General features: G+C 59.6%; 17 protein-coding genes and 1 pseudogene. 5 read left to right on the plus strand and 13 right to left on the minus strand.

What is annotated here, in order from left to right:
• Positions 1-3: 3 nt before the first annotated feature.
• Positions 4-2,562: a sulfite reductase flavoprotein subunit alpha gene (locus CES87_RS14005; RefSeq protein WP_128606566.1), complete on the minus strand. Its 2,559-nt coding sequence runs from the start codon at positions 2,560-2,562 to the stop codon at positions 4-6.
• A 226-nt stretch (positions 2,563-2,788) separates the two neighbouring features.
• Positions 2,789-5,111 (minus strand): annotated as a pseudogene (locus CES87_RS14010) (TonB-dependent receptor).
• 208 nt (positions 5,112-5,319) lie between these two features.
• Between CES87_RS14010 and CES87_RS14015 the strand changes: the two are divergent.
• The 3 genes from CES87_RS14015 to CES87_RS33105 are packed head-to-tail and all read left to right on the plus strand — an operon-like array spanning position 5,320 to position 6,901.
• Complete coding sequence (locus CES87_RS14015; protein WP_128606567.1) at positions 5,320-6,000, plus strand: Fe2+-dependent dioxygenase; 681 nt, start codon at positions 5,320-5,322, stop codon at positions 5,998-6,000.
• A complete protein-coding gene (locus CES87_RS14020) occupies positions 5,997-6,764 on the plus strand; it encodes a tetratricopeptide repeat protein (RefSeq protein ID WP_128606568.1) in 768 nt (255 codons plus the stop codon). The genes CES87_RS14015 and CES87_RS14020 overlap by 4 nt, the downstream gene beginning before the upstream one ends.
• A gap of 8 nt (positions 6,765-6,772) precedes the next feature.
• A complete protein-coding gene (locus CES87_RS33105; RefSeq protein WP_256590917.1) occupies positions 6,773-6,901 on the plus strand; it encodes a hypothetical protein in 129 nt (42 codons plus the stop codon).
• 33 nt (positions 6,902-6,934) lie between these two features.
• Here CES87_RS33105 and CES87_RS14025 read toward each other — a convergent pair whose 3' ends face one another.
• The 5 genes from CES87_RS14025 to CES87_RS14045 form a co-directional block, all read right to left on the minus strand.
• Entirely contained in the window at positions 6,935-8,098 is a 1,164-nt protein-coding gene (locus CES87_RS14025) for a type III PLP-dependent enzyme (RefSeq protein ID WP_128606569.1), read from the minus strand.
• A 440-nt stretch (positions 8,099-8,538) separates the two neighbouring features.
• Positions 8,539-9,696, minus strand: a complete 1,158-nt coding sequence (locus tag CES87_RS14030; protein ID WP_128606570.1) for a betaine/proline/choline family ABC transporter ATP-binding protein — start codon at positions 9,694-9,696, stop codon at positions 8,539-8,541.
• The gene (locus tag CES87_RS14035) at positions 9,693-10,346 is read right to left on the minus strand and encodes an ABC transporter permease (RefSeq protein ID WP_128606571.1); all 654 of its coding nucleotides are present in this window, start codon (positions 10,344-10,346) and stop codon (positions 9,693-9,695) included. The genes CES87_RS14030 and CES87_RS14035 overlap by 4 nt, the downstream gene beginning before the upstream one ends.
• 12 nt (positions 10,347-10,358) lie before the next feature.
• A complete protein-coding gene (locus CES87_RS14040; RefSeq protein ID WP_128606572.1) occupies positions 10,359-11,252 on the minus strand; it encodes a glycine betaine ABC transporter substrate-binding protein in 894 nt (297 codons plus the stop codon).
• 20 nt (positions 11,253-11,272) lie between these two features.
• Positions 11,273-11,989, minus strand: a complete 717-nt coding sequence (locus CES87_RS14045; protein ID WP_128606573.1) for an ABC transporter permease — start codon at positions 11,987-11,989, stop codon at positions 11,273-11,275.
• 599 nt (positions 11,990-12,588) lie between these two features.
• Between CES87_RS14045 and CES87_RS14050 the strand changes: the two genes are divergently transcribed.
• Positions 12,589-14,172 (plus strand): peptide chain release factor 3, encoded by a 1,584-nt coding sequence (locus CES87_RS14050; RefSeq protein ID WP_128606574.1) that lies wholly within the window; start codon positions 12,589-12,591, stop codon positions 14,170-14,172.
• A 173-nt stretch (positions 14,173-14,345) separates the two neighbouring features.
• Here CES87_RS14050 and CES87_RS14055 read toward each other — a convergent pair whose 3' ends face one another.
• The gene (locus CES87_RS14055; RefSeq protein ID WP_128606575.1) at positions 14,346-14,711 is read right to left on the minus strand and encodes a DUF4440 domain-containing protein; all 366 of its coding nucleotides are present in this window, start codon (positions 14,709-14,711) and stop codon (positions 14,346-14,348) included.
• A gap of 323 nt (positions 14,712-15,034) precedes the next feature.
• Between CES87_RS14055 and CES87_RS14060 the strand changes: the two genes are divergently transcribed.
• Positions 15,035-15,292, plus strand: a complete 258-nt coding sequence (locus CES87_RS14060; RefSeq protein WP_128606576.1) for a hypothetical protein — start codon at positions 15,035-15,037, stop codon at positions 15,290-15,292.
• Between the two features lie 203 nt (positions 15,293-15,495).
• Here the strand turns inward: CES87_RS14060 and CES87_RS14070 are convergent, their stop codons facing one another.
• The 5 genes from CES87_RS14070 to CES87_RS14090 form a co-directional block, all read right to left on the minus strand.
• Entirely contained in the window at positions 15,496-16,476 is a 981-nt protein-coding gene (locus CES87_RS14070) for a peptide ABC transporter ATP-binding protein (protein ID WP_128606577.1), read from the minus strand.
• Positions 16,476-17,444 (minus strand): ABC transporter ATP-binding protein, encoded by a 969-nt coding sequence (locus CES87_RS14075; protein ID WP_128606578.1) that lies wholly within the window; start codon positions 17,442-17,444, stop codon positions 16,476-16,478. Before CES87_RS14075 ends, CES87_RS14070 begins: the two co-directional genes overlap by 1 nt.
• 10 nt (positions 17,445-17,454) lie before the next feature.
• Positions 17,455-18,381 carry an ABC transporter permease subunit gene (locus tag CES87_RS14080; RefSeq protein ID WP_128606579.1) on the minus strand — a complete coding sequence of 309 codons (927 nt, stop codon included), beginning with the start codon at positions 18,379-18,381 and terminating at the stop codon, positions 17,455-17,457.
• Positions 18,382-18,392: 11 nt separating this feature from the next.
• Positions 18,393-19,403, minus strand: a complete 1,011-nt coding sequence (locus CES87_RS14085; protein ID WP_128606580.1) for an ABC transporter permease subunit — start codon at positions 19,401-19,403, stop codon at positions 18,393-18,395.
• A 73-nt stretch (positions 19,404-19,476) separates the two neighbouring features.
• Positions 19,477-21,072, minus strand: coding sequence for an ABC transporter substrate-binding protein (locus CES87_RS14090; protein ID WP_128606581.1), 1,596 nt, complete (start codon positions 21,070-21,072; stop codon positions 19,477-19,479).
• Positions 21,073-21,137 lie beyond the last annotated feature (65 nt).

Here is a 21,137-nt window from a genome sequence, read left to right on the forward strand (position 1 = left end):
GTGTCAGTAAACGTCGCGGCGGTAGCGGCCCTGTTCGATCAGGCGCTCAACCTCGGCGGCGCCGAGCACTTCATTGAGCACTTGATCCACGCCCGCCGCCATACCCTGCAGGCTCCCGCAGATGTAGATCACGGCACCCTCCGCCAGCCATTTCTTCAGTTCATTGGCCGATTCACGCAGGCGATCCTGTACGTAGATCTTCTGTGCCTGGTCCCGTGAAAACGCCAGGTCCAGGCGCTGCAAATCGCCGGAAATCAACCACTCTTCCAGCTCGTCGCGACACAGGTAGTCGTGCTCCCGATTGCGCTCGCCGAACAGCAGCCAGTGACGTTGTTGGCCATCGGCAATCCGCGCCTTGAGCAAACTGCGCAGCCCGGCCAGCCCGGTGCCGTTGCCTAGCAGGATCATCGGCACCGGTTCGTTCGGCAGGTGGAAACCGCTGTTGCGTCGAACCCGCAGGCTGATGCTGCCTCCCAGTGGTGCGTGTTCCGTGAGCCAGCCGGAGCCGACGCCCAGGCTGCCATCGGCATGCTGCTCCTGGCGCACGATCAATTCCAGGATGCCGTCGGCGGCAGTCGAGGCGATGGAGTATTCGCGCATGGCCAGTGGCACGAGGGCATCCAGCAGCGCTTGCGCGTGCAAACCGACCAAGTGGCTGCGGTTTTCGGGCAGCTGTCGGCTGGCAAGGGCTTGTTCCAACGGTTGCGACAACCCATCGAGCGCAATCGTGGCCCGACCGTCAATCCCCAAACCTTCGAGGAAATGCTCGATCGCCCATGGGCAATTGCGCGGCAACACTTCCACCAGGTCGCCGGCCAGCCAACTGCTGGTGGTCGGTGCGGTGAGACCCAGCAAGTAGACCGCCGAACCACTACTGTCGGGGTTGAGCAATTCGCGGCGGGTCAGGGTCCAGTTGTCGTAGCTTGGCGCTTGCCAGGTGTCCACGGGCGCCTGGCCGGTCAATAGACCCAGTTGCTGTTGCCAGTGACGCAAGGCGTAAGGGTCTCCGCTGTCGACTTCCACAGGGGCGAACAGGGTCTTGCCACCGTGTTTGCCCAGCCAGGTATGCAGGCGACGGGCGAAACCGCAGAAGTGTTGGTACTGCCGGTCACCGAGGCCGAGCACGGCGTAGTTCAGGCTTTCCAGGCTCAACGTCCGGCCCAGTACTTTGCGCTCGAAACCACGGGCGCTGTCCGGCGCTTCGCCGTCGCCGAAGGTGCTGACCACGAACAGCGCGTTGCTTGAATCACGCAGGTCCTGTTCGCTGACGCTCGCCAGCGGCTGTACTTTCACCGGCAGACCGGCAGCCTGCAATTGGCCGGCAGTCTGCCACGCCAGTTGCTCGGCGAAACCGCTCTGGCTGGCGAAGCCGATCAGCCACGCCGGGACGTCGCTACCTGGTTGGGCGAGACCTTCGCGGGCGTCCTTGATCCGGCGTTTTTTGCGACGACGATCGAGGTAGAGCATCCAGCCGGTTATGAAAAACAGCGGCATGGTCAGGGCGGTGATCGTCAGGATGATGCGCCCGCCAATGCCGAAGTAACTGCCGACGTGCAGCGCGTAGATGCTGGTCAGCAACTGCGCCTTGAAGCTCTTGTCGCTGTAGCGGTCGTGCCGTTTGATCTCACCGGTGAGCGGGTCGAGGGTAATCTGGTTCAGCGCGCGGTCGTGGGGCGAGTCTTTCAACAGGTAATACACAGTCGCCGGTTGTCCGGCCACGGGTGGCATGCGGGTGTTGTAGAAACGCAGGTCGGGACCTGCCGCACTATAGATGCTGCTCCACATGGCCGAGTAATCGGCCGTCGGCGCCGGGCCGCTGGGTGCCGGGCCACGACCACCGCGAACGCGTTCGTTCTGCGGCGAGTCGGAGAGTAGTTGCGTCAGGCCCTTGTTGTACCACTCGTAGGACCAGGACAGCCCGGTCAACGCTGCCAAGAGGTAAAACACCAGGCACCAGGTGCCGGCGACCGAATGCAGGTCCCAGTTGAAGCTGCGGCCTTTTTTCTTCCAGTCCAGGGTCAGCCAGGCGCGCCAGCTTTTCCACTGGCGAGGCCAGCGCAGGTACAGGCCGGACAGGCAGAAGAACACCAGGATCAGCGTACAGGCGCCGGTGATCTGCCGACCGGTGTCGCCCATGGCGAGGAAACGGTGCAGTTGCAGCATCAGGCCGAAGAAGTCCTGGCCGGTGGCGTCGCCCAGTAGTTCGCCGGTATACGGGTCGAAGTAACGCATGGGACCGCGACGTTCACCCGGCGCAGGGGTGAAGAATGCACGTGCGGCTACGTCGCTATCGATGTCGACCGAGAGCATCGCGACTTTCAAGCTCGTTTGCGCTTCGACTTTTTCCACCAATTCGGCGGGCGGCAGCACACCGGCGACCTGCTTTTGCACCTGCAACACAGAAGGGTTCAGCGCGTACAGGATTTCATCCTGAAACGAAACCGTTGCCCCGGTGATGCCCATCAGGGCCAGGACGAGCCCTGCGCTGATGCCAAAAAACCAGTGCAACTGGAACAGGGTTTCTTCAACACGTCGCTCGCCTTGTTCGTTCAAAATAGTCATCACGGCGCGCATTATGCCGTGGGTTTTCGAGAAACATTCTTTTTTACACACAAAAGCCCCATTCACCTGGGTGAACGGGGCCTCTGCTTTCGCGCTCTCCTGTAGGAGCGAGCATGCTCGCGATGAACTCGAGAACGACGCGGGGTTTCAGGTTTCCCGCGTCATCGTTGACGACCATCGCGAGCATGCTCGCTCCTACAGAAGGGGTTTCATGTTCACGTTTCCATTAGAAGTGGAAGTTGGTGCTCAGCAGCGCAGTACGGCCCGCCGCCTGGTTGGCGAAGTGAGTCGAGAAGGCCTTGTCGTAGTAGGTTTCATCGGTCAGGTTCTGCACGTTCAGTTGCAGATCGATGTTTTGGTTAGCTTGTAGGCAGCCATCGCATCGTAGCGAACGTAGGAATCGACCATGGTGGTGTTGGCCACACTACCGAATACGTCGTCGACGTAGAACGCACCGCCACCGATGGTCAGCTTCGGAGTGACCTGATAGGTCGTCCACAGGCTGGCGCTGTTTTTCGGCGTGTTAGGCAGTTCGTTGCCGTCGTTGGCTTTGTTGGCCGGCAGGTCACCACCATCGACTTGCTCGCTGTCCATGTAGGCGTAGCCGGCGAAGACTTGCCATTTATCGGTGAGCTTGCCGGTGGCCGACAGTTCGAAACCTTGAACGCGGGTTTTGCCGACGTTTTGGTACGTCGTGGGGTCGATTTGCACACGAGCATTGTCTTTCTCGGTGCGGAAGATATCGGCAGTCAGCGACAGACGATCATTCATCAGGTCCCACTTGGTACCGATTTCGTAGTTCTTGGTGGTTTCCGGCTCCATGGCGCTCCTCAGCAGGTTGCCGTTGCGATCCGGAGTGCCGCCCAGCGGGTTGCCTTCTTGACCTTCACCAAGGGCGTTGCCCGGTGGGGTGGCGGAAGTGGCGTAGGACGCATAGATGCTGCCGTTTTCTGCTGGCTTGTAGACCACGCCGAACTGACCAGTAACGAACTCGCTGGTATCGTCGCCCTTGAACGTAGTGTTGCCTGCGGCTGTGTAGGTTTTGTAATCGGTGTCGAAGTGGTCATAACGCAGCCCCATGTTCACCAGCCACTGCTCGGACAACTCCAGGGTGTCGAACACATACAGAGCATACGTGTTGGCCTTGGTGTCGGTGCCGGCGTAGTTCCGCGAAATGGCACCGTTCCACGGGTCGTTCGGGTTCGGGTTGGACAACGAGGTGCAGTTGTAACCGCTCGGAGCGCCGATCAACGCTGGCGAGCAGTTGGTGGTTACGGCCGCTGTGCCAGGTGTGGTGTCAGTGTTGACGTTGTACGAGGATTTTTGCTTTCCTCACGGCTTAACTCGATACCGGTAGCAAAGCTGTTCTTGAAGCCGGCGATGTAGACATCACCAAACAGATCGGTCTGGTTGGTCGTTGTTTCGGTGTTGCTGACACGGGTATTCGCCCGACGCCAGACGCTGCCATTGTTGACGTTGCCTTTGCTGTCGTCCGGCTGGGTCAGGATGTAGTCCTGCATGTTGGTGCCGTGGCGCAGGGTGTTCTTGACGGTCAGCGCGTCGTTCAGGTCGTGTTCGATGGCGATAGTCGCGGTATCGGTACGGCCCTTGCGGAAGTCGCGGTTGTTCAAACCGTAGAAGTTGCTGCTGTCGCCGCCGTCGTTGGGCTTGTCCGGGTTGGCCTTGGTACGGGCCGTCGAGCCTGCGGTAGGGATCGAGTACGGAATTCCAGAGTCCGGCGTGTCGTTGTTTTCCAGATGGTAGTAGTCAAGGTTGACGCGGGTGTCGGTGCCAAGACCAAAAGCCAGGGAAGGCGCAACGCCCCAGCGATCGTAATCGACACTGTCGCGACCGGCGACATTGCTTTCGTGGCTCAACAGGTTCAGACGGCCGGCAACGGTGTCGGAGAATTGATAGTTGCCGTCCATGGTGTAGCGTTGGGTCTGGTCCGAGCCCCAGGTAAAGCCACCATCAAACGAGTTGCCCAGGTGCGCTTTCTTGCTCACCAGGTTGATGCTGCCGCCAGCCGCGCCACGGCCGCCGATGGCCGAGTTCGGGCCTTTGCTGACTTCGATCGATTCAACGGCGAAGATTTCGCGGCTCTGCGAACCTGTATCGCGCACGCCGTCCAGGTAGGTATCGCCCTGGGCATCGAAGCCGCGAATGAATGGACGGTCGCCCTGAGGGTTGCCGCCTTCGCCCGCGCCGAAGGTGATGCCTGGAACGGTGCGCAGCGCGTCCTGCATGTTCAGGGCGCCGGTGTCCTTCAGGACCTGTTGCGGGATGACCGTGATCGAGCGCGGTGTGTCTACCAGTGGTGCGGTGTATTTGGGCGAGGAGGCTTTTTCGACGTTGTAGGAGGTCGCGTCCTGGGCTTCGCCGGTGATCGCGGTAGCGCCCAGCGAAATGGAGTTACTCGGCGCTTTCTCGTCGGTTTTTTCAGCCGCGAAAACCATATGGCCCGCAGAGCCGGCAGTGATTGCCACGCCAATTGCAGAAGCGAGCAGACGTGGTGAGCTGACCGGTAATTGTGGGTGTTGACGTGACATTTTTTATTCCCCTCCCCAAGGATTTGAGGCGGCGGAATATAATGTAAACACGTATTTGTATCAATTGCGATAAATTGCTATTTGCACTGAATTTACATTCTTTACAATTTAGCCTTACGGTTTTTGCTGTTTCGTTCGTCTAGCGGGTTTTACACGGGCAATAAGAATCAATACCATTGGCGCCCCTTGGTTCTCAGGCGTCCTTCCCATGCTGTTGCACATTCCCGGCTTGTTCGACAAAGAAGAAGTGCAGCGCATTCGCGAGGCTCTGGAACAGGCCGATTGGGCCGACGGCAAGATCACCGCCGGCTATCAGTCGGCCAAGGCCAAACACAATCTGCAATTGCCGGAAGGTCATCCACTGGCCAAGGAAATCGGCGCAGCCATGCTGGAGCGGCTGTGGAAAAATCCGCAGTTCATGTCAGCGGCGCTGCCGCACAAGGTCTTTCCTCCGTTACTGAACTGTTACACGGCCGGTGGCAGTTTCGACTTCCACATCGACAATGCCGTGCGTCAACCCCAGGGCAGCATCGAGCGTGTGCGCACCGATCTGTCGGCGACGCTGTTTTTCAGTGAGCCGGAGGATTACGACGGCGGCGAGCTGGAAATCCAGGACACCTTCGGTACCCAGCGTGTGAAGTTGCCGGCCGGCGATATGGTGCTGTACCCCGGCACCAGTTTGCACAAGGTCAACGCGGTTACCCGAGGAGCGCGTTACGCCTCGTTTTTCTGGACCCAAAGCCTGGTGCGTGAAGACAGTCAGCGTGCGCTGTTGTTCGAGATGGACGGCGCGATCCGGCAACTGACCCAGGATGTGCCGGAACATCCTTCGCTGATCCGCCTGGCCGGCACCTACCACAATCTGTTGCGCCGCTGGGTCGAGGTATGAGTTTTCAATTGCGCCGCGAGGAAGTGCTCGACGGTGAACGCCTCAAATCCATGCTCGATGAAAGCCCTGCGCATGCTGCCCAGGCGATTCTAATGGCGGCCCGTGAAGGCGTTGTCGATGCTCAGGCGTTGCTCGGGCAGATTCTGCTGGACGGGCGAGGGATAGCGCAGGATCAGCCGCTGGCGCTGCGCTGGTTCGCCATTGCCGCCCGACAAGGGCACCTGATGGCGCGCAACATGCTTGGGCGCTGTCATGAACATGGTTGGGGTTGTGCTACCCAGGCTTCGGTGGCCGCAGGACATTATCGGGTCGCGGCTGAAGCCGGCCTGGACTGGGCTATGTACAACTACGCCAATCTGCTGGCGACTGGGCGAGGGGTGAGTGAGGATCAGGCAGGGGCGCTGAGTCTCTATCAGCGCGCCGCCGAACTGGGCCATGCGAAATCGATGAACCTGCTGGGGCGATATCTGGAAGAAGGGCGCGTTTGTCCGACTGATGCAAAAGCGGCTCGCGACTGGTATCGACGTTCGGCGATCGGCGGAGATTTTCGTGGGCAGTTCAGTTATGCAGCTGTGCTGGCCGGTGAAGGAAATATCGATGAGGCGTTGGTCTGGCTGCGCAAGGCTCTGGCCGGCGGGAATCTGAATTTCCTGCGGGTGGCGAGCAAAGCGCTGTTGAGCGCAACCGATCCAAAGATTCGTGCCTTGGCACCCGCTTATGTCCAGCGACAAGCCGAACTCGAGCAGCAACTCAAACCCCTGTAGGAGCGAGCATGCTCGCGATGGGTGTCAACGATAACGCTGGCGGCCTGATGCCCCGCGATGTTCTGGTGTCCATCGCGAGCGTGCTCGCTCCTACAGCGGGGGGCGTGGCGATCTGGCAGGCACAAAAAAGCCCATGACATGTCATGGGCTTTTTGATTTCTGCGTGTGGTTTACACGTAGAAGGACTTCAATGGCGGGAAGCCATTGAATTCAACTGCGCTGTAGCTGGTGGTGTAGGCACCGGTCGACAGCCAGTACAGGCGATCACCGATGGCCAGGTTCAGCGGCAGGCCGTATTTGTAGTTTTCGTACATGATATCGGCGCTGTCGCAGGTCGGGCCGGCGATGACCACTTCTTCCATCTCGCCGTTCTTCTCGGTCCAGATCGGGAACTTGATGGCTTCGTCCATGGTTTCGATCAGGCCGGAGAACTTGCCCACGTCCGTGTACACCCAACGCTCTACCGCGGTACGCGATTTGCGCGCGACCAGTACCACTTCACTGACCAGGATGCCGGCGTTGGCGATCAACGAACGACCTGGCTCCAGGATGATTTCCGGCAGGTCATCACCGAAGTCTTCCTTGAGGAAACGGATGATTTCTTCAGCGTAGGTTTCCAGGCTGTTGGTGCGGGTGATGTAGTTGGCCGGGAAGCCGCCGCCCATGTTGATCAGCTTCAGGTGGATGCCGTCTTCTTCTTTAAGGCGCTCGAAGATCACTTTGACCTTGGCGATCGCGGCGTCCCAGACACTGATGTCACGCTGCTGCGAGCCCACGTGGAACGAGATGCCGTAAGGCACCAGGCCCAGGTCACGGGCAAGAATCAGCAGGTCCATGGCCATGTCGGTCTGGCAGCCGAATTTGCGCGACAAAGGCCAGTCGGCTGTGGTCGAGCCTTCGGTCAGGATGCGCACGTAGACTTTCGAACCCGGCGCGGCCTTGGCGATGTTGCGCAGGTCGGCTTCGGAGTCGGTGGAGAACAGGCGCACGCCCTTCTCGTAGAAGTAGCGGATGTCCTTGGATTTCTTGATGGTGTTGCCGTAGCTGATGCGGTCGGCGCTGACGCCACGGTCCATCACTTTATCCAGCTCGTAGATCGAGGCGATGTCGAAGCTCGAGCCTTTTTCTTTAAGCAGGTCGATGATTTCGACGGCCGGGTTGGCCTTGACCGCGTAATAGACTTTGGCGAATTCGAAACCGGCGCGCAGGTCGTCATAGGCCTGGCTGATCATCGCGGTGTCGATCACCACGAACGGGGTTTCTTGTTTGTCGGCGAACGCCTTCATTTTCTGGAAGGTTTCGCGCGCGAAATAGTCTTCGACCTGGATCGACATACTTGGGAGCTCCTATTGGCAAACGGGTAAAAACAATGGGTGCAAATGAACGTCCTCCGTATCCCCACTTTGGTTCGCCTACTTCCCAAGGCATGTCGCCGAAAGCAAAAAGGCCATGGGAAGCGGTGCTTTCCCTTGGCCTTGCTGTCTCGTCGTCAGTACTTGAGCCGGATGGATCGTTTCCAGCATGGACGTTCGGCGCGAACTTTAGGGCGTGAGGGGCTTGAGATCAACAAAAAATGTCGCGTTGTTGCACGCTTCCGTCGTGCGGTCCCTGACAACTAGTGATGTAGCTGACCTGTGTGACGGTGTGATGTTCCCGTTGGAGGGATATTTAGCGGGGGTTCAGGGGAATTCGTGGCGCCCCAATCGCGGGCAAGCCCGCTCCCACAAGGACGGCGGTGATCCTGTGGGAGCGGGCTTGCCCGCGATGGCGTCCGTCAGGCCAACGCGGTCTCGGCTGGCGAAACAATACTGGTCTTGCCCCCACGGGACTTACCGGAGCTCAAATACTCGGCAATCGATTCCTGCGTAACCTCGCCCAAAAACACCCGTTCGGCGTCCATCACCGGCAACCATGCACGATTGAACTCGTACATCCTCGACAGCAGGATGCGCAAATGCTCGTCGTACGCCGCCGTGGCGTTGAACTCGCGCAGGTATTGCCCGCAGGTACCAGCCTGACGGTGCAAGTCGCGACGTCGTACATAACCCTGGGCCTTTTTCTCACCGTCGGTGACCACCACATAACGTCGGTCATGCTCATCCATCAATTCCAGCGCTTCGGCCACCGAAGTGTCCGGACTGACGGACGGTGCGTTGTCCGCCGCGTCTTCGGCCTTCACCAGCAACAGGCGCTTGAGGGTGCTGTCCTGGCCGACGAAGTTGCTGACAAAGTCATCTACCGGGTGCGCCAACAGCGTGTCCGGATGGTCGATTTGCAGGAGCTTGCCGGCGCGGAAGATGGCGATCTTGTCGCCGAGCTTGATGGCTTCGTCGATGTCATGGCTGACCATGATCACGGTCTTGTTCAGCGCTCGCTGCATCTCGAAGAACTCGTTCTGGATCATCTCACGGTTGATCGGGTCGACCGCGCCGAACGGTTCGTCCATCAGCAACAGCGGCGCATCCGCCGCCAGCGCCCGAATCACGCCGATCCGTTGCTGCTGACCGCCGGACAGTTCACGCGGATACCGGTGCAGATACTGCTTGGGCTCAAGCTTGATCATGCTCATCAGTTCGCGGGCGCGGTCGTGGCATTTCTGTTTGTCCCAGCCAAGCAGCTTCGGTACGACCACTATGTTCTCTTCGATGGTCATGTTCGGGAACAGACCGATCTGCTGGATCACGTAACCGATGTTGCGCCGCAGCGTCACTTCGTCGAGACCGGTGGTGTCTTCGCCGTTGATCAGGATCTTGCCCGAGCTGGGTTTGATCAGGCGGTTGATCATTTTCAACGTGGTGCTCTTGCCGCAACCCGATGGCCCGAGGAACACGCAGATCTCGCCTTCATTGACGGTCAGGCTTACCGAGTCCACGGCTTTCACGTCTTTGCCGTTGCTTTGGAAGGTCTTGCTGAGGTTTTGAAGTTCGATCATTTCAGGAGTCCTTTTGGGGTCAGCGAGCGTTGCAGCCATTGCACAAGCAGGTCGGCGAAGATGGCCAGCAGGCTGACCAATACAGCGCCGACGATCAGCATCGACATGTCGCTGCGGCTGATGGAGGCGAGGATGAGCACGCCGAGGCCACCGGCGCCGATGGTGGCGGCGATGGTCATGACGCCGATGTTCATCACTACGGCGGTGCGCACACCGGCGAGGATCACCGGCACGGCGATGGGCAGTTCGACCATGCGCAGGCGCTGGCCAAAGGTCATGCCGATGCCGCGCGCGGCTTCGCGGATGCCTGGTTCGACGCTGGTCAGGGCGAGGTAGGTGTTGCGCATGATTGGCAGCAGCGAATAGAGAAATACCGCCGTGATCGCCGGCATCGGGCCCAAGCCCTGGCCGAACTTCGAGTAGAAAGGCAGCAGCAGACCGAACAGGGCAATCGACGGCACGGTCAACAGTACCGTGGCGCTGGCCTGCAAGGGGCCTGCAAGCGCCGGGAAGCGGGTCATCAGTATGCCCAGCGGCACGCCGACCACAATCGCCAGGGTCACGGCGATGCCAACCAGCGTGATGTGCTGCCAGGTAAGCTGCATCACTTGCTGCCAGTCGAGATGGGAAAAGACGTTCAAGAATTCCATGACTTTTCCTCCTCAGTTGATGGGGTGTTGGCGCAGAAAGTCAGCGGCCACGGCGGATGGGCTTTCGTGGTCGACATCGACCCGTGCATTGAGCTGGCGCATGGTGTCGTCGTCGAACAGTTCGGCCAGCGGCTTGAGTTCTTCGGCGAGTTTGGGATGAGCATCGAGAAACGCCTGACGCACCACGGGCGCTGCGGTGTAGTCCGGGAAGTAGTGCTTGTCGTCTTCGAGCAGTTTGAGCTTGAAGGCGTTGAGGCGTCCGTCGGTGGTGTAGACCAGACCGGCAAACACCTGACCGTTGCGCAACGCGCTGTAAACCAGCCCGGCGTCCATCTGGCGGATGTTGTTGCGGGTCAGGTTCATGTCGTACAGCTGCACCATGCCGCCCAGACCGTCAGAACGGTTGGCGAATTCGGTATCCAGTGCTACCAGATGATTGGTCTTCGCCTCGTCACGCAGCACGTTGTTCAGCTCGCTGATGGTGTTGATCTGCGGGTATTGATCGGCGACGCTTTTCGGCAGGGCGAGGGCGTAGGTATTGCTGAATTTCGACGGGGTGAGCCAGACCAGTCCCTTTTTCGCATCGAGTTCTTTCACCCGGGCGTAGGATTGTTCGCTGTCGAGTTTTTCAGTGACATGGTTGTAAGCCACCAGCGATACGCCGGTGTATTCCCACAGCATGTCCAGTTGCCCGCTTTCGTGGGCACTGCGGGCGAGGTTGCTGCCCAGACCGCCGGTCACTTGGGCGTCGTAACCCTTCGCGCGCAAATATTGCGAAGTGATTTCCGCCAGCAGGGTCTGTTCGGTGAACACCCGGGCGCCGATGCGGATCAGCGGTTTTTCAGCCGCTTGGGCAAATCCTGCGAACAGCAGGACGCAGCCTAGTAAAAAGCTTGATGTCTTCATGATTATTCCTTTGCCGAGGCTTAAGACGGGCGCAAGCCGCGTTCGAGCCAGAGGCGGCTGGCCAGTGTCACCAGGCCGTCGAGCAACAGGGCCAACAGCGCAGTGCAGGCCGCGCCGAGTAGTAGTTGCGGCTGATTGTTCAAGGCAATGCCGGGGAAAATCAGGCTGCCGAGACTGTTGGCGCCGATCAGGAACGCCAGCGGCGCCGTCCCGACGTTGATCGCCAGCGCCACACGCACCCCACCGATGATGATCGGCACGGCGTTCGGCAATTCGACTTTCCACAGCACCTGGCGCGGGGTCATGCCGATGCCGACGGCGGCTTCCTTGAGCGAGCCGGGCACGTTTTTCAGGCCTTCATAGGTGTTGCGCACGATTGGCAATAATGAGGCGAGGAACAGGGCGAAGATCGCCGGACCGCTGCCAATGCCGAGGATGCCCAGGGCGATGGCCAGCACGGCCAATGGCGGAATGGTGTTGCCGATGTTGAAGATCTGCATGAAGCGTTCAGCGCGGTCGACCCGGGTCGGACGGCTGAGGAAGATGCCGGCGGGAATGCCCACGACAAGGGCGGCCAGCATGGATGCGAGGACGAGGATCAGATGAGCTTGCAGGTAAAACAACAAATCGTCGCGGTAGTGTTCGATCGTATCGATGCCGATCCAGTGGATCAGCAGGGCCAGGAGAGCGATTACCAGCGCACCTCCTATCAGCCCTTTGCCATAGTGGATAGCCACAGGCGGACTCCTTTTTTTCTTTGTCGGCGAACGCAGCTTCGTGTGGCAACGCCATTCCTGGCTGCCGAAGAAAACGTTCGCGAGAAGCAGCTCATGCCGAACACGTTCCCCTGTAGGAGCGAGCCTGCTCGCGAAAAACGCCCAGACAACGCGTACATTCAGGTACCCAGCGTTATCGTTGACGTCCATCGCGAGCAGGCTCGCTCCTACAGGTGAATCTGTACGGCTTATCGAGCCATAAGCGCAGCCTCGTCAGGCTGACTTGCTGGTTTTTCGGCCCCTGACGAGTGGTCGTAGCAGGGGAGTGGACGCCTCCACCTTTTAAAAGGTTCCATAATCGACAGCATTTGGCCACCGCGCATCGCGTTTTGCTTCACATAGCAGCTGCCGAGGCACGAGGCTGCGTTCGGCGGCGCAGCCGTCGTAAAACCATGCTCTGCGGTGTTTCAGTTGCACCGGGACCGCTGATTTGACGACGGCTGCGCCGCCGAACGCAGCCTCGTGCCTCGGTAGCTGCTACAGGGCGAATGGTGGTCCGTAGGTCACGTTTTAAGCTATACTCGCCGCCCTTTTTTGAATCACCTGCCAGGCGATTTCCCATGACCAACCAGGCCGCCGAAGTCGCGAAACGCCGCACTTTCGCCATTATTTCCCACCCCGATGCCGGTAAAACCACCATCACCGAAAAGCTCTTGCTGATGGGCAAGGCGATTGCGGTGGCCGGCACGGTGAAATCTCGTAAATCCGACCGCCATGCCACCTCCGACTGGATGGAAATGGAAAAGCAGCGGGGTATCTCGATTACCACGTCGGTCATGCAGTTCCCCTATCGCGAACACATGATCAACCTGCTCGACACCCCGGGCCACGAAGACTTCTCCGAAGACACCTACCGCACTCTGACTGCGGTTGACTCGGCGTTGATGGTGCTCGACGGCGGTAAGGGCGTAGAGCCACGGACCATCGCCCTGATGGACGTCTGCCGTCTGCGTGACACGCCGATCGTCAGCTTCATCAACAAACTCGACCGTGATATTCGCGATCCGATCGAACTGCTCGACGAAATCGAAGCCGTCCTCAAGATCAAGGCTGCGCCGATCACCTGGCCGATCGGTTGCTACCGTGATTTCAAAGGCGTGTATCACCTCGCCGATGACTACATCATTGTCTACACCGCCGGTCACGGCCACGAGCGCACCGATGTAAAAATCATCGAGAAACTCGATTCCGATGAAGCCCGCGCCCACCTGGGTGACGAGTACGAGCGTTTCATCGAGCAGCTCGAATTGGTGCAGGGTGCTTGCCACGAGTTCAACCAGCAGGAATTCCTCGACGGTCAGCTGACGCCGGTGTTCTTCGGTACAGCACTGGGCAACTTCGGTGTCGATCATGTCCTCGACGCCGTAGTCGACTGGGCGCCGCGCCCACTGGCGCGCGTAGCGAACGAGCGCACCGTGGAGCCGGTTGAAGAGAAGTTCTCGGGCTTCATCTTCAAGATCCAGGCGAACATGGACCCGAAACACCGCGACCGTATTGCCTTCATGCGCATTTGCTCCGGCAAGTACGAAAAAGGCATGAAGATGCGCCACGTACGCACCGGCAAGGACGTACGCATCGGCGACGCTTTGACGTTCTTCTCGTCGGAGCGTGAGCAACTGGAAGAAGCCTTCGCCGGCGACATCATCGGTCTGCACAACCACGGCACCATCCAGATCGGCGACACCTTCAGCGAAGGTGAAGTCCTGGGCTTCACCGGCATCCCGCACTTCGCCCCGGAACTGTTCCGCCGCGTGCGCCTGCGTGACCCGCTGAAATCCAAGCAACTGCGCCAGGGCCTGCAACAGCTGGCCGAAGAAGGCGCGACCCAAGTGTTCTTCCCTGAGCGCAGCAACGACATCATCCTCGGCGCCGTCGGCGTGCTGCAGTTCGATGTGGTCGCCAGCCGCTTGAAAGAGGAATACAAGGTCGAGTGCTCCTACGAGCCGATCACGGTCTACTCTGCGCGCTGGATCGAATGCAGCGACAAGAAGAAGCTCGAGGAATTCTCCAACAAGGCGGTGGAAAACCTCGCGCTGGACGGCGGCGGTCACCTGACCTACCTCGCCCCGACCCGGGTGAACTTGGCGCTGATGGAAGAGCGCTGGCCGGACGTGAAATTCCGTGCGACGCGTGAGCATCACTAAGCGCTGAGTTGCAAAGTACAAAAAGCCCCGACGCGAAAGCCTCGGGGCTTTTTTAGTTCTGCCTGATCGTTCCCACGCTCTGCGTGGGAATGCAGCCCGGGACGCTCCGTGTCCAAAAAGCGTAACGCAGAGCGTCACAGGAGGCGTTACCACGCAGAGCGTGGGAACGATCATCAAAGCTGAGGGAGAAGTGTTCCCTGGTGGAAAACCATCTGCCATTGCTCGCCCTGCCTACGCCAGATCGAACTGCGCAAGCTGTTGGCTGAGCAGCGCTGGCCATTGGCGGTAGCGTGACAGCGGTAAGTCACCAAGACTGTGTGTTCAGACAGATGTTTGGCGATGAACTCGCTGATGGTGCGCTGGGTGAACGCCTCATGAGGCAGCTGCTCGACCACTTCAGACTTGGTCCAGATGCCGCCACTGGCGCCGAACTCGATGAAGTCGTCAGCGAGCAGGCGTGAGATTTCTTCTGCATCGCAGCGGGTTGCCTGCGACAGGAGGCGTTGTTCGAGTTTCAGCAGTGTCGGTGACAGTTCCATGGCAGTGGCCTTTGTCTGAGTTGTTCGGGTTCATGATCGTTCCCACGCTCTGCGTGGGAATGCAGCCCGGGACGCTCCGCGTCCCAACAGCGTGACGCAGAGCGTCACAGGATGCGTTACCACGCAGAGCGTGGGAACGATCATCAATGCAGCCCGGGATGTTAGCGGTTTCGGTTATAGGCGTTATTCAAAACCAATCTCGGCAGCCAGCGCATTCCGTCCCTTCGTTAGCGTCCTATCTGGAGAACCCGGCTGATCGGAACTAAATTTCATTCAGCGCCAGCCAGGCATTTGTGTTTCACCCGCGAAGGATGGATTCGGCTATGAACAAGTTGTTACGTGTCTTATTGCTGTTAAAGGTGGTGGTGATGTTGTCCCTCGGCAGTTCGGCGGTGTGGGCCGAGTGCGAGAATCACGACATCCAGGCATCGAACGGTCAGGTGGTGCAGGGTGATCAGATGCTGGCCAAGTCCGAGTCCGAGGGGGGCGACCAGGATCAGGGTGGCAGCAAGGGTGACGATGATTCGACCACTGACGAGCCGGATTCAGATGACGAGGATGAAGGCGACAGCCAGACATAAATCGCAGGCAAAAGAAAACCCCTTCTACCCCGGCTGATGCGCAATCGGAGTGGAAGAGGTTTGGTCAACACTTTCTCAGCATGCAACACGATTCCTGTGGGAGCGGGCTTGCCCGCGATAGCGGTGTGTCAGTCGATATATGAGTTCGCTGATACGACGCCATCGCGGGCAAGCCCGCTCCCACAGGTTTTTTCAAATCACTGTCATGCCGCGCCGTCGAGGAATTGCTCGGCGTAGTGGCAAGCCACCTGGCGGTTGTCGAGCAGGCGCAGGGCCGGCTCTTCAGTGCTGCAACGCTCGGTAGCGTACGGGCAGCGCTTGTGGAACGCGCAGCCGGACGGCGGGTTCAGCGGGTTGGGCAACTCGCCGACGATCTTGATTTTCGGCTTGTTCGGGTCCGGGTGGATGGTAGGTGTGGCTGACAGCAACGCCTGGGTGTACGGGTGCAGAGGACGGGCGTAGATGTCGTTCTTCGGGCCCATTTCCACCGGGCGGCCGAGGTACATCACCATCACGTCATCGGCAACGTGTTGCACCACGGCCAGGTTGTGGGAGATGAACACGTAGGCGGTATTGAACTCCTGCTGCAAATCCATGAACAGGTTCAGCACCTGCGCCTGGATCGATACGTCCAATGCCGAGGTCGGTTCGTCCGCCACCAGCACTTTGGGTTGCAGCATCATCGCCCGGGCGAGGGCGATCCGTTGGCGCTGACCGCCGGAGAACATGTGCGGATAACGCTGATAGTGCTCAGGGCGCAAACCCACCTGCTTCATCATCGCCTGCACTTTCTCGCGACGTTCCGAAGCGCTCAGGCTGGTGTTGATCAGCAATGGCTCGGCCAGCTGATCACCGACTTTCTGCCGAGGATTCAACGAGGCGTACGGGCTCTGGAACACCATCTGCACGTCTTTGCGCAGTTGCTTGCGCTGGGCCTTGTCGGCGCCGGTCACTTCCTGGCCGGCGATTTTCAAGGAGCCTGAGGACGGCTCTTCGATCAGGGTCAGGGCGCGGGCCAGGGTAGACTTGCCGCAGCCCGACTCACCTACAACGGCGAGGGTCTTGCCGGCTTCCAGCTCGAACGACACACCGTTAAGGGCGCGTACGGTGGCGTGTCCCTTGAACATGCCACGGGACACTTCGTAGTGACGGGTCAAGTCGCGGGCGGTAAGAACGACGGCCATTACGCCACCTCCTGGTTCAGCGGGTAGAAGCAGCGGGCGAGGCTGTTGCTTTTCGGGTCAAGGGCCGGACGCTGCGTGCGGCAGTTGTCCTGCACGTACGGGCAGCGCGGCGACAGCAGGCAGCCCTGCGGACGGTCGTAGCGACCAGGCACGATGCCCGGCAGGGTCGACAGGCGTGAGGCGCCCAGGCTGTGTTCCGGAATCGCCTTGAGCAGCGCTTCGCTGTAGGGGTGTGCCGGGATATCGAACAATTGCGGCACCTGGCCGACTTCGACGGCTTGACCGGCGTACATCACGCACACGCGTTGAGCGGTTTCGGCCACGACCGCGAGGTCGTGGGTAATCAGCACCAGGCCCATGTTCTGCTCTTTCTGCAACGCCAGCAGCAGGTCCATGATCTGCGCCTGAATGGTCACGTCGAGGGCGGTGGTCGGTTCGTCGGCAATCAGCAGTTTCGGCTCGCCGGCAATTGCCATGGCGATCGCGACACGCTGACTCATGCCACCGGACAGTTGATGAGGGTAGGCGTCCATACGGCTGGCCGCGCCCGGGATTTCAACTTTTTCCAGCAGTTCGATGGCGCGCTTGCGAGCGGCCTTGCTGGACATTTTCAGGTGCAGGCGCAGCACTTCTTCGATCTGGAAGCCCACGGTGTAGCTCGGGTTCAGCGCGGTCATCGGGTCCTGGAAGACCATAGCCAGGTCTTTGCCGACGATTTTGCGACGCTGACGGTTGTTGAGCTTGAGCATGTTCTTGCCGTCGAAATTCAGCGCGTCGGCGGTGACGATCCCCGGATGCTCGATCAGGCCCATCAGCGCCATCATGGTCACGGACTTGCCGGAACCCGATTCGCCGACGATGGCCAGGACTTCGCCCTTGTCCACGGAAATGTCGAGGCCGTCGACCACCGGAACAGCATTGGCGTCGCCGAAGCGAACGCTGAGATTCTTGATTTCTAACAGTGACATTTGAATCTCCTCAGGCGGCGTTCTTGAGTTTCGGGTCCAGCGCATCGCGCAGGCCGTCGCCCATCAAGTTGATTGCCAGCACGCTGAGCAAAATGGTCAAACCAGGCAGGCTGACTACCCACCAGGCGCGTTCGATGTAGTCACGGGCCGAAGCCAGCATGGTGCCCCATTCAGGGGTCGGCGGTTGTACGCCAAGGCCGAGGAAGCCCAGAGCCGCGGCATCGAGAATCGCCGAAGAGAAGCTCAAGGTCGCCTGAACGATCAGTGGCGCCATGCAGTTGGGCAGCACAGTGACGAACATCAGGCGTGGCAGAGTGGCACCGGCCAGGCGTGCGGCGGTTACGTAGTCGCGGTTCAATTCGCCCATCACCGCGGCGCGGGTCAGACGAACATAGGACGGCAACGAAACCACGGCGATGGCGATGATGGTGTTGATCAGGCCAGGGCCGAGGATGGCGACAATCGCCACGGCCAGCAGCAAGGACGGCAGGGCCAGCATGATGTCCATCAGGCGCATGATGGTCGGGCCGACCACGCGCGGGAAGAACCCGGCGAACAGACCCAGCAGAATCCCCGGGATCAGCGACATGACGACCGACGACAAGCCGATCAGCAGCGACAGGCGCGAACCGTTGATCAGACGCGACAACAAGTCACGACCCAGTTCATCGGTACCCAGCAGGAACTGCAGTTGCCCGCCTTCCAGCCAGGCTGGAGGGGTCAGCAGGAATTCGCGGTACTGCTCGCTCGGGTCATGTGGCGCGACCCACGGGGCGAAAATGGCGCAAAAAATCACCAGCAGCATGAACAACAGGCCGGCAACGGCGCCCTTGTTCTTGGAAAACGCTTGCCAGAATTCTTTGTACGGCGAGGGGTACAGCAGGCTTTGATCCACGGCGGTGGTGGCGGTGGCTACTGAGGATGTTGGAGTGCTCATGGGTATTGACCTCAGCGCTGATGACGGATGCGTGGGTTGGCAAAGCCGTAGAGGATGTCCACTACGAAGTTGACCACAATCACCAGGCAGGCGATTAGCAGGATGCCGTTTTGCACAACCGGGTAGTCCCGGGCGCCAATGGCTTCGATCAGCCATTTGCCGATGCCCGGCCAGGAGAAGATGGTTTCGGTCAGGACCGCACCGGCCAGCAGGGTGCCGACTTGCAGGCCGACCACGGTCAATACCGGAATCAGCGCGTTACGCAGACCGTGCACGAACACCACTCGAGATGGCGACAGACCCTTGGCCTTGGCGGTACGGATGTAGTCCTCACGCAACACTTCGAGCATCGAGGAACGGGTCATCCGCGCAATCACCGCCAGCGGGATGGTGCCGAGCACGATGGCTGGCAGGATCAGGTGGTGCAGGGCGTCGAAGAATGCCCCGACGTCATCGGCCAGCAGTGTATCGATGAGCATGAAACCGGTGCGTGGCTCGATGTCGTACAACAGGTCGATCCGCCCGGACACTGGGGTCCAGCCCAGGGACACCGAGAAGAACATGATCAGGATCAGGCCCCACCAGAAGATCGGCATCGAGTATCCCGCCAAGGAGATACCCATCACCCCGTGGTCGAACAGGGATCCTCGCTTGAGTGCCGCGATCACCCCGGCCAGCAGGCCCAGGACGCCGGCGAACAATAGGGCGGCCATGGACAGTTCCAGGGTCGCGGGGAATAGGGACGTGAACTCGTGCCAGACGCTTTCACGGGTACGCAGGGATTCCCCGAGATCGCCGTGGGCCAGTTTGCCGATGTAATCCAGGTACTGGGCGTATAGAGGTTTGTTCAGACCAAGGCGTTCCATTGCCTGTGCATGCATCTCGGGGTCGACCCGACGTTCGCCCATCATCACTTCCACGGGGTCACCGGGAATCATGCGAATCAACGCGAAAGTCAGCAAGGTGATGCCGAAGAACGTGGGGATCAGTAACCCCAGTCGGCGGGCAATAAAACTAAACATCGTGTGGTGTACCTCATCAGCCGGTTAGGCGTGCCCGGCATGCCTGGGTCAGGGATGCCGGGAGTTTTCTTATTTACTTCACCTGGGTGGTGGCGAAGTTATTCGTGGTGAGGGGGCTAATGTGATAGCCCTCTACGTTGTTGCGCATTGCGGTAAACATTCTAGTGTGCGCCAGGCTGATCCATGGCTGGTCCTGGTTAAAAATAACCTGAGCCTGTTCGTACAGTGCTGCACGTTCGGCCGGGTCGGTTTTTTCACGGGCCTGGTCGATCAGGGCCTGGAATTTGTCATTGCACCAACGTGCATAGTTTTCGCCGTTCTTCGCGGCCTCGCAACTGAGCATAGGCGTCAGGAAGTTATCCGGGTCGCCGTTATCGCCCGCCCATCCGGCGGAAACCATATCGTGCTCGCCGTTTTTGGCGCGTTTGAGCATTTCGCCCCATTCCATGACGCGGATGTCGATCTTGATCCCGACCTTGGCCAGGTCGGCTTGCATCATCTGCGCGCCGAGCATCGGGTTCGGGTTGGTCGCACCACCGCCATTGCGGGTGAACAGGGTGAATACTGTGCCTTCCGGTACGCCGGCTTCCTTGAGCAGGGCGCGAGCCTTGTCCAGGTCGCGGGTCGGGTTTTTCAAGTCGTGGTTGTAGCCCAGGAGGGTGTCCGGGAATGGGTTGACCGCCGCGGTCGCATTGCCTTTGCCGAACAGGGCGTTGACGGCCGCTTCCTTGTCGAAGGCGATGTCGATGGCTTTACGTACCCGCACGTCACTCAGGTATTTGTGCTGGGTGTTGATAGCGATATACGCGACGGTCATCGCGTTCAGTTCGTCGACCTTCAGTTTGGTGTCTTTCTTGATGCTCGGGATGTCATCCGGCTTCGGATACAGCGCCACCTGGCACTCGTTAGCCTTGAGCTTTTGCAGGCGCACATTGTTATCGGTGGCGATGGCCAGGATCAACGAGTCAGCCGGTGGCTTGCCGCGGAAGTAGTCCGGGTTGGCCTTGAAGCGAACCTGGGCGTCCTTGTTGTAACGCTGGAAGACGAATGGACCGGTGCCGATCGGCTTGTTGTTCAGGTCGCCGGTCTTGTTGGCCTTGATCAGCTGGTCGGCGTACTCGGCGGAGTAGATCGAGGAGAACGCCATGGCGATGTCGGCCAGAAACGGCGCTTCGCGGCGGGTCAGGGTGAATTTGACCGTATTTTCGTCGACTTTCTCGACGTTTTTCAGCAGTTCTTTGAAGCCCATGCTTTCAAAGTACGGGAAGCCTACGCTCGATAGTTTATGCCATGGATGGTTCGGGTCCAGCTGACGCTGGAAGCTCCAGACCACGTCGTCGGCATTCATGTCGCGGGTCGGCTTGAAGTATTCGGTGGAGTGAAACTTGACGCCTTTACGCAGGTGGAACGTGTAGGTGAGACCGTCTTCGCTGATGTCCCAGGATTCGGCCAGTGCCGGAATCACCTCAGTGGTACCAGGCTTGAAGTCCGCCAGGCGATTGAAGATGGTTTCGGCCACAGCATCGGCTGTGACTGCAGTCGTGTACTGGACCATGTCGAAGCCTTCGGGGCTGTTTTCGGTACAAACCACCAGGGGTTTGGCCGATACACCAACCGCGACACTCAGCAACGCGGCCGCGATGGCCGCACGTAGGGGAAGCATTTTCATCGAGAACCCTCTGCAATCGGTTAGAAGGACTAATGCCGCACGGCCGATTCATCACTGAATCAGCC

This window comes from Pseudomonas sp. ERMR1:02, assembly GCF_002277815.1.
Taxonomy (GTDB): Bacteria; Pseudomonadota; Gammaproteobacteria; order Pseudomonadales; family Pseudomonadaceae; genus Aquipseudomonas.

What these genes read in the sequence shown, in the direction of transcription:
- CES87_RS33105 (WP_256590917.1), top strand. Translation starts at nt 6,773, where the DNA reads ATGCTCGCGATGGGTGTCAACGATAACGCTGGCGGCCTGATGCCCCGC.
- CES87_RS14020 (WP_128606568.1), top strand. Translation starts at nt 5,997, where the DNA reads ATGAGTTTTCAATTGCGCCGCGAGGAAGTGCTCGACGGTGAACGCCTC.
- CES87_RS14070 (WP_128606577.1), bottom strand. Translation starts at nt 16,476, where the DNA reads ATGGCCGTCGTTCTTACCGCCCGCGACTTGACCCGTCACTACGAAGTG.
- CES87_RS14050 (WP_128606574.1), top strand. Translation starts at nt 12,589, where the DNA reads ATGACCAACCAGGCCGCCGAAGTCGCGAAACGCCGCACTTTCGCCATT.
- CES87_RS14015 (WP_128606567.1), top strand. Translation starts at nt 5,320, where the DNA reads ATGCTGTTGCACATTCCCGGCTTGTTCGACAAAGAAGAAGTGCAGCGC.
- CES87_RS14090 (WP_128606581.1), bottom strand. Translation starts at nt 21,072, where the DNA reads ATGAAAATGCTTCCCCTACGTGCGGCCATCGCGGCCGCGTTGCTGAGT.
- CES87_RS14055 (WP_128606575.1), bottom strand. Translation starts at nt 14,711, where the DNA reads ATGGAACTGTCACCGACACTGCTGAAACTCGAACAACGCCTCCTGTCG.
- CES87_RS14080 (WP_128606579.1), bottom strand. Translation starts at nt 18,381, where the DNA reads ATGAGCACTCCAACATCCTCAGTAGCCACCGCCACCACCGCCGTGGAT.
- CES87_RS14025 (WP_128606569.1), bottom strand. Translation starts at nt 8,098, where the DNA reads ATGTCGATCCAGGTCGAAGACTATTTCGCGCGCGAAACCTTCCAGAAA.
- CES87_RS14040 (WP_128606572.1), bottom strand. Translation starts at nt 11,252, where the DNA reads ATGAAGACATCAAGCTTTTTACTAGGCTGCGTCCTGCTGTTCGCAGGA.
- CES87_RS14060 (WP_128606576.1), top strand. Translation starts at nt 15,035, where the DNA reads ATGAACAAGTTGTTACGTGTCTTATTGCTGTTAAAGGTGGTGGTGATG.
- CES87_RS14005 (WP_128606566.1), bottom strand. Translation starts at nt 2,562, where the DNA reads ATGACTATTTTGAACGAACAAGGCGAGCGACGTGTTGAAGAAACCCTG.
- CES87_RS14030 (WP_128606570.1), bottom strand. Translation starts at nt 9,696, where the DNA reads ATGATCGAACTTCAAAACCTCAGCAAGACCTTCCAAAGCAACGGCAAA.
- CES87_RS14085 (WP_128606580.1), bottom strand. Translation starts at nt 19,403, where the DNA reads ATGTTTAGTTTTATTGCCCGCCGACTGGGGTTACTGATCCCCACGTTC.
- CES87_RS14075 (WP_128606578.1), bottom strand. Translation starts at nt 17,444, where the DNA reads ATGTCACTGTTAGAAATCAAGAATCTCAGCGTTCGCTTCGGCGACGCC.
- CES87_RS14035 (WP_128606571.1), bottom strand. Translation starts at nt 10,346, where the DNA reads ATGGAATTCTTGAACGTCTTTTCCCATCTCGACTGGCAGCAAGTGATG.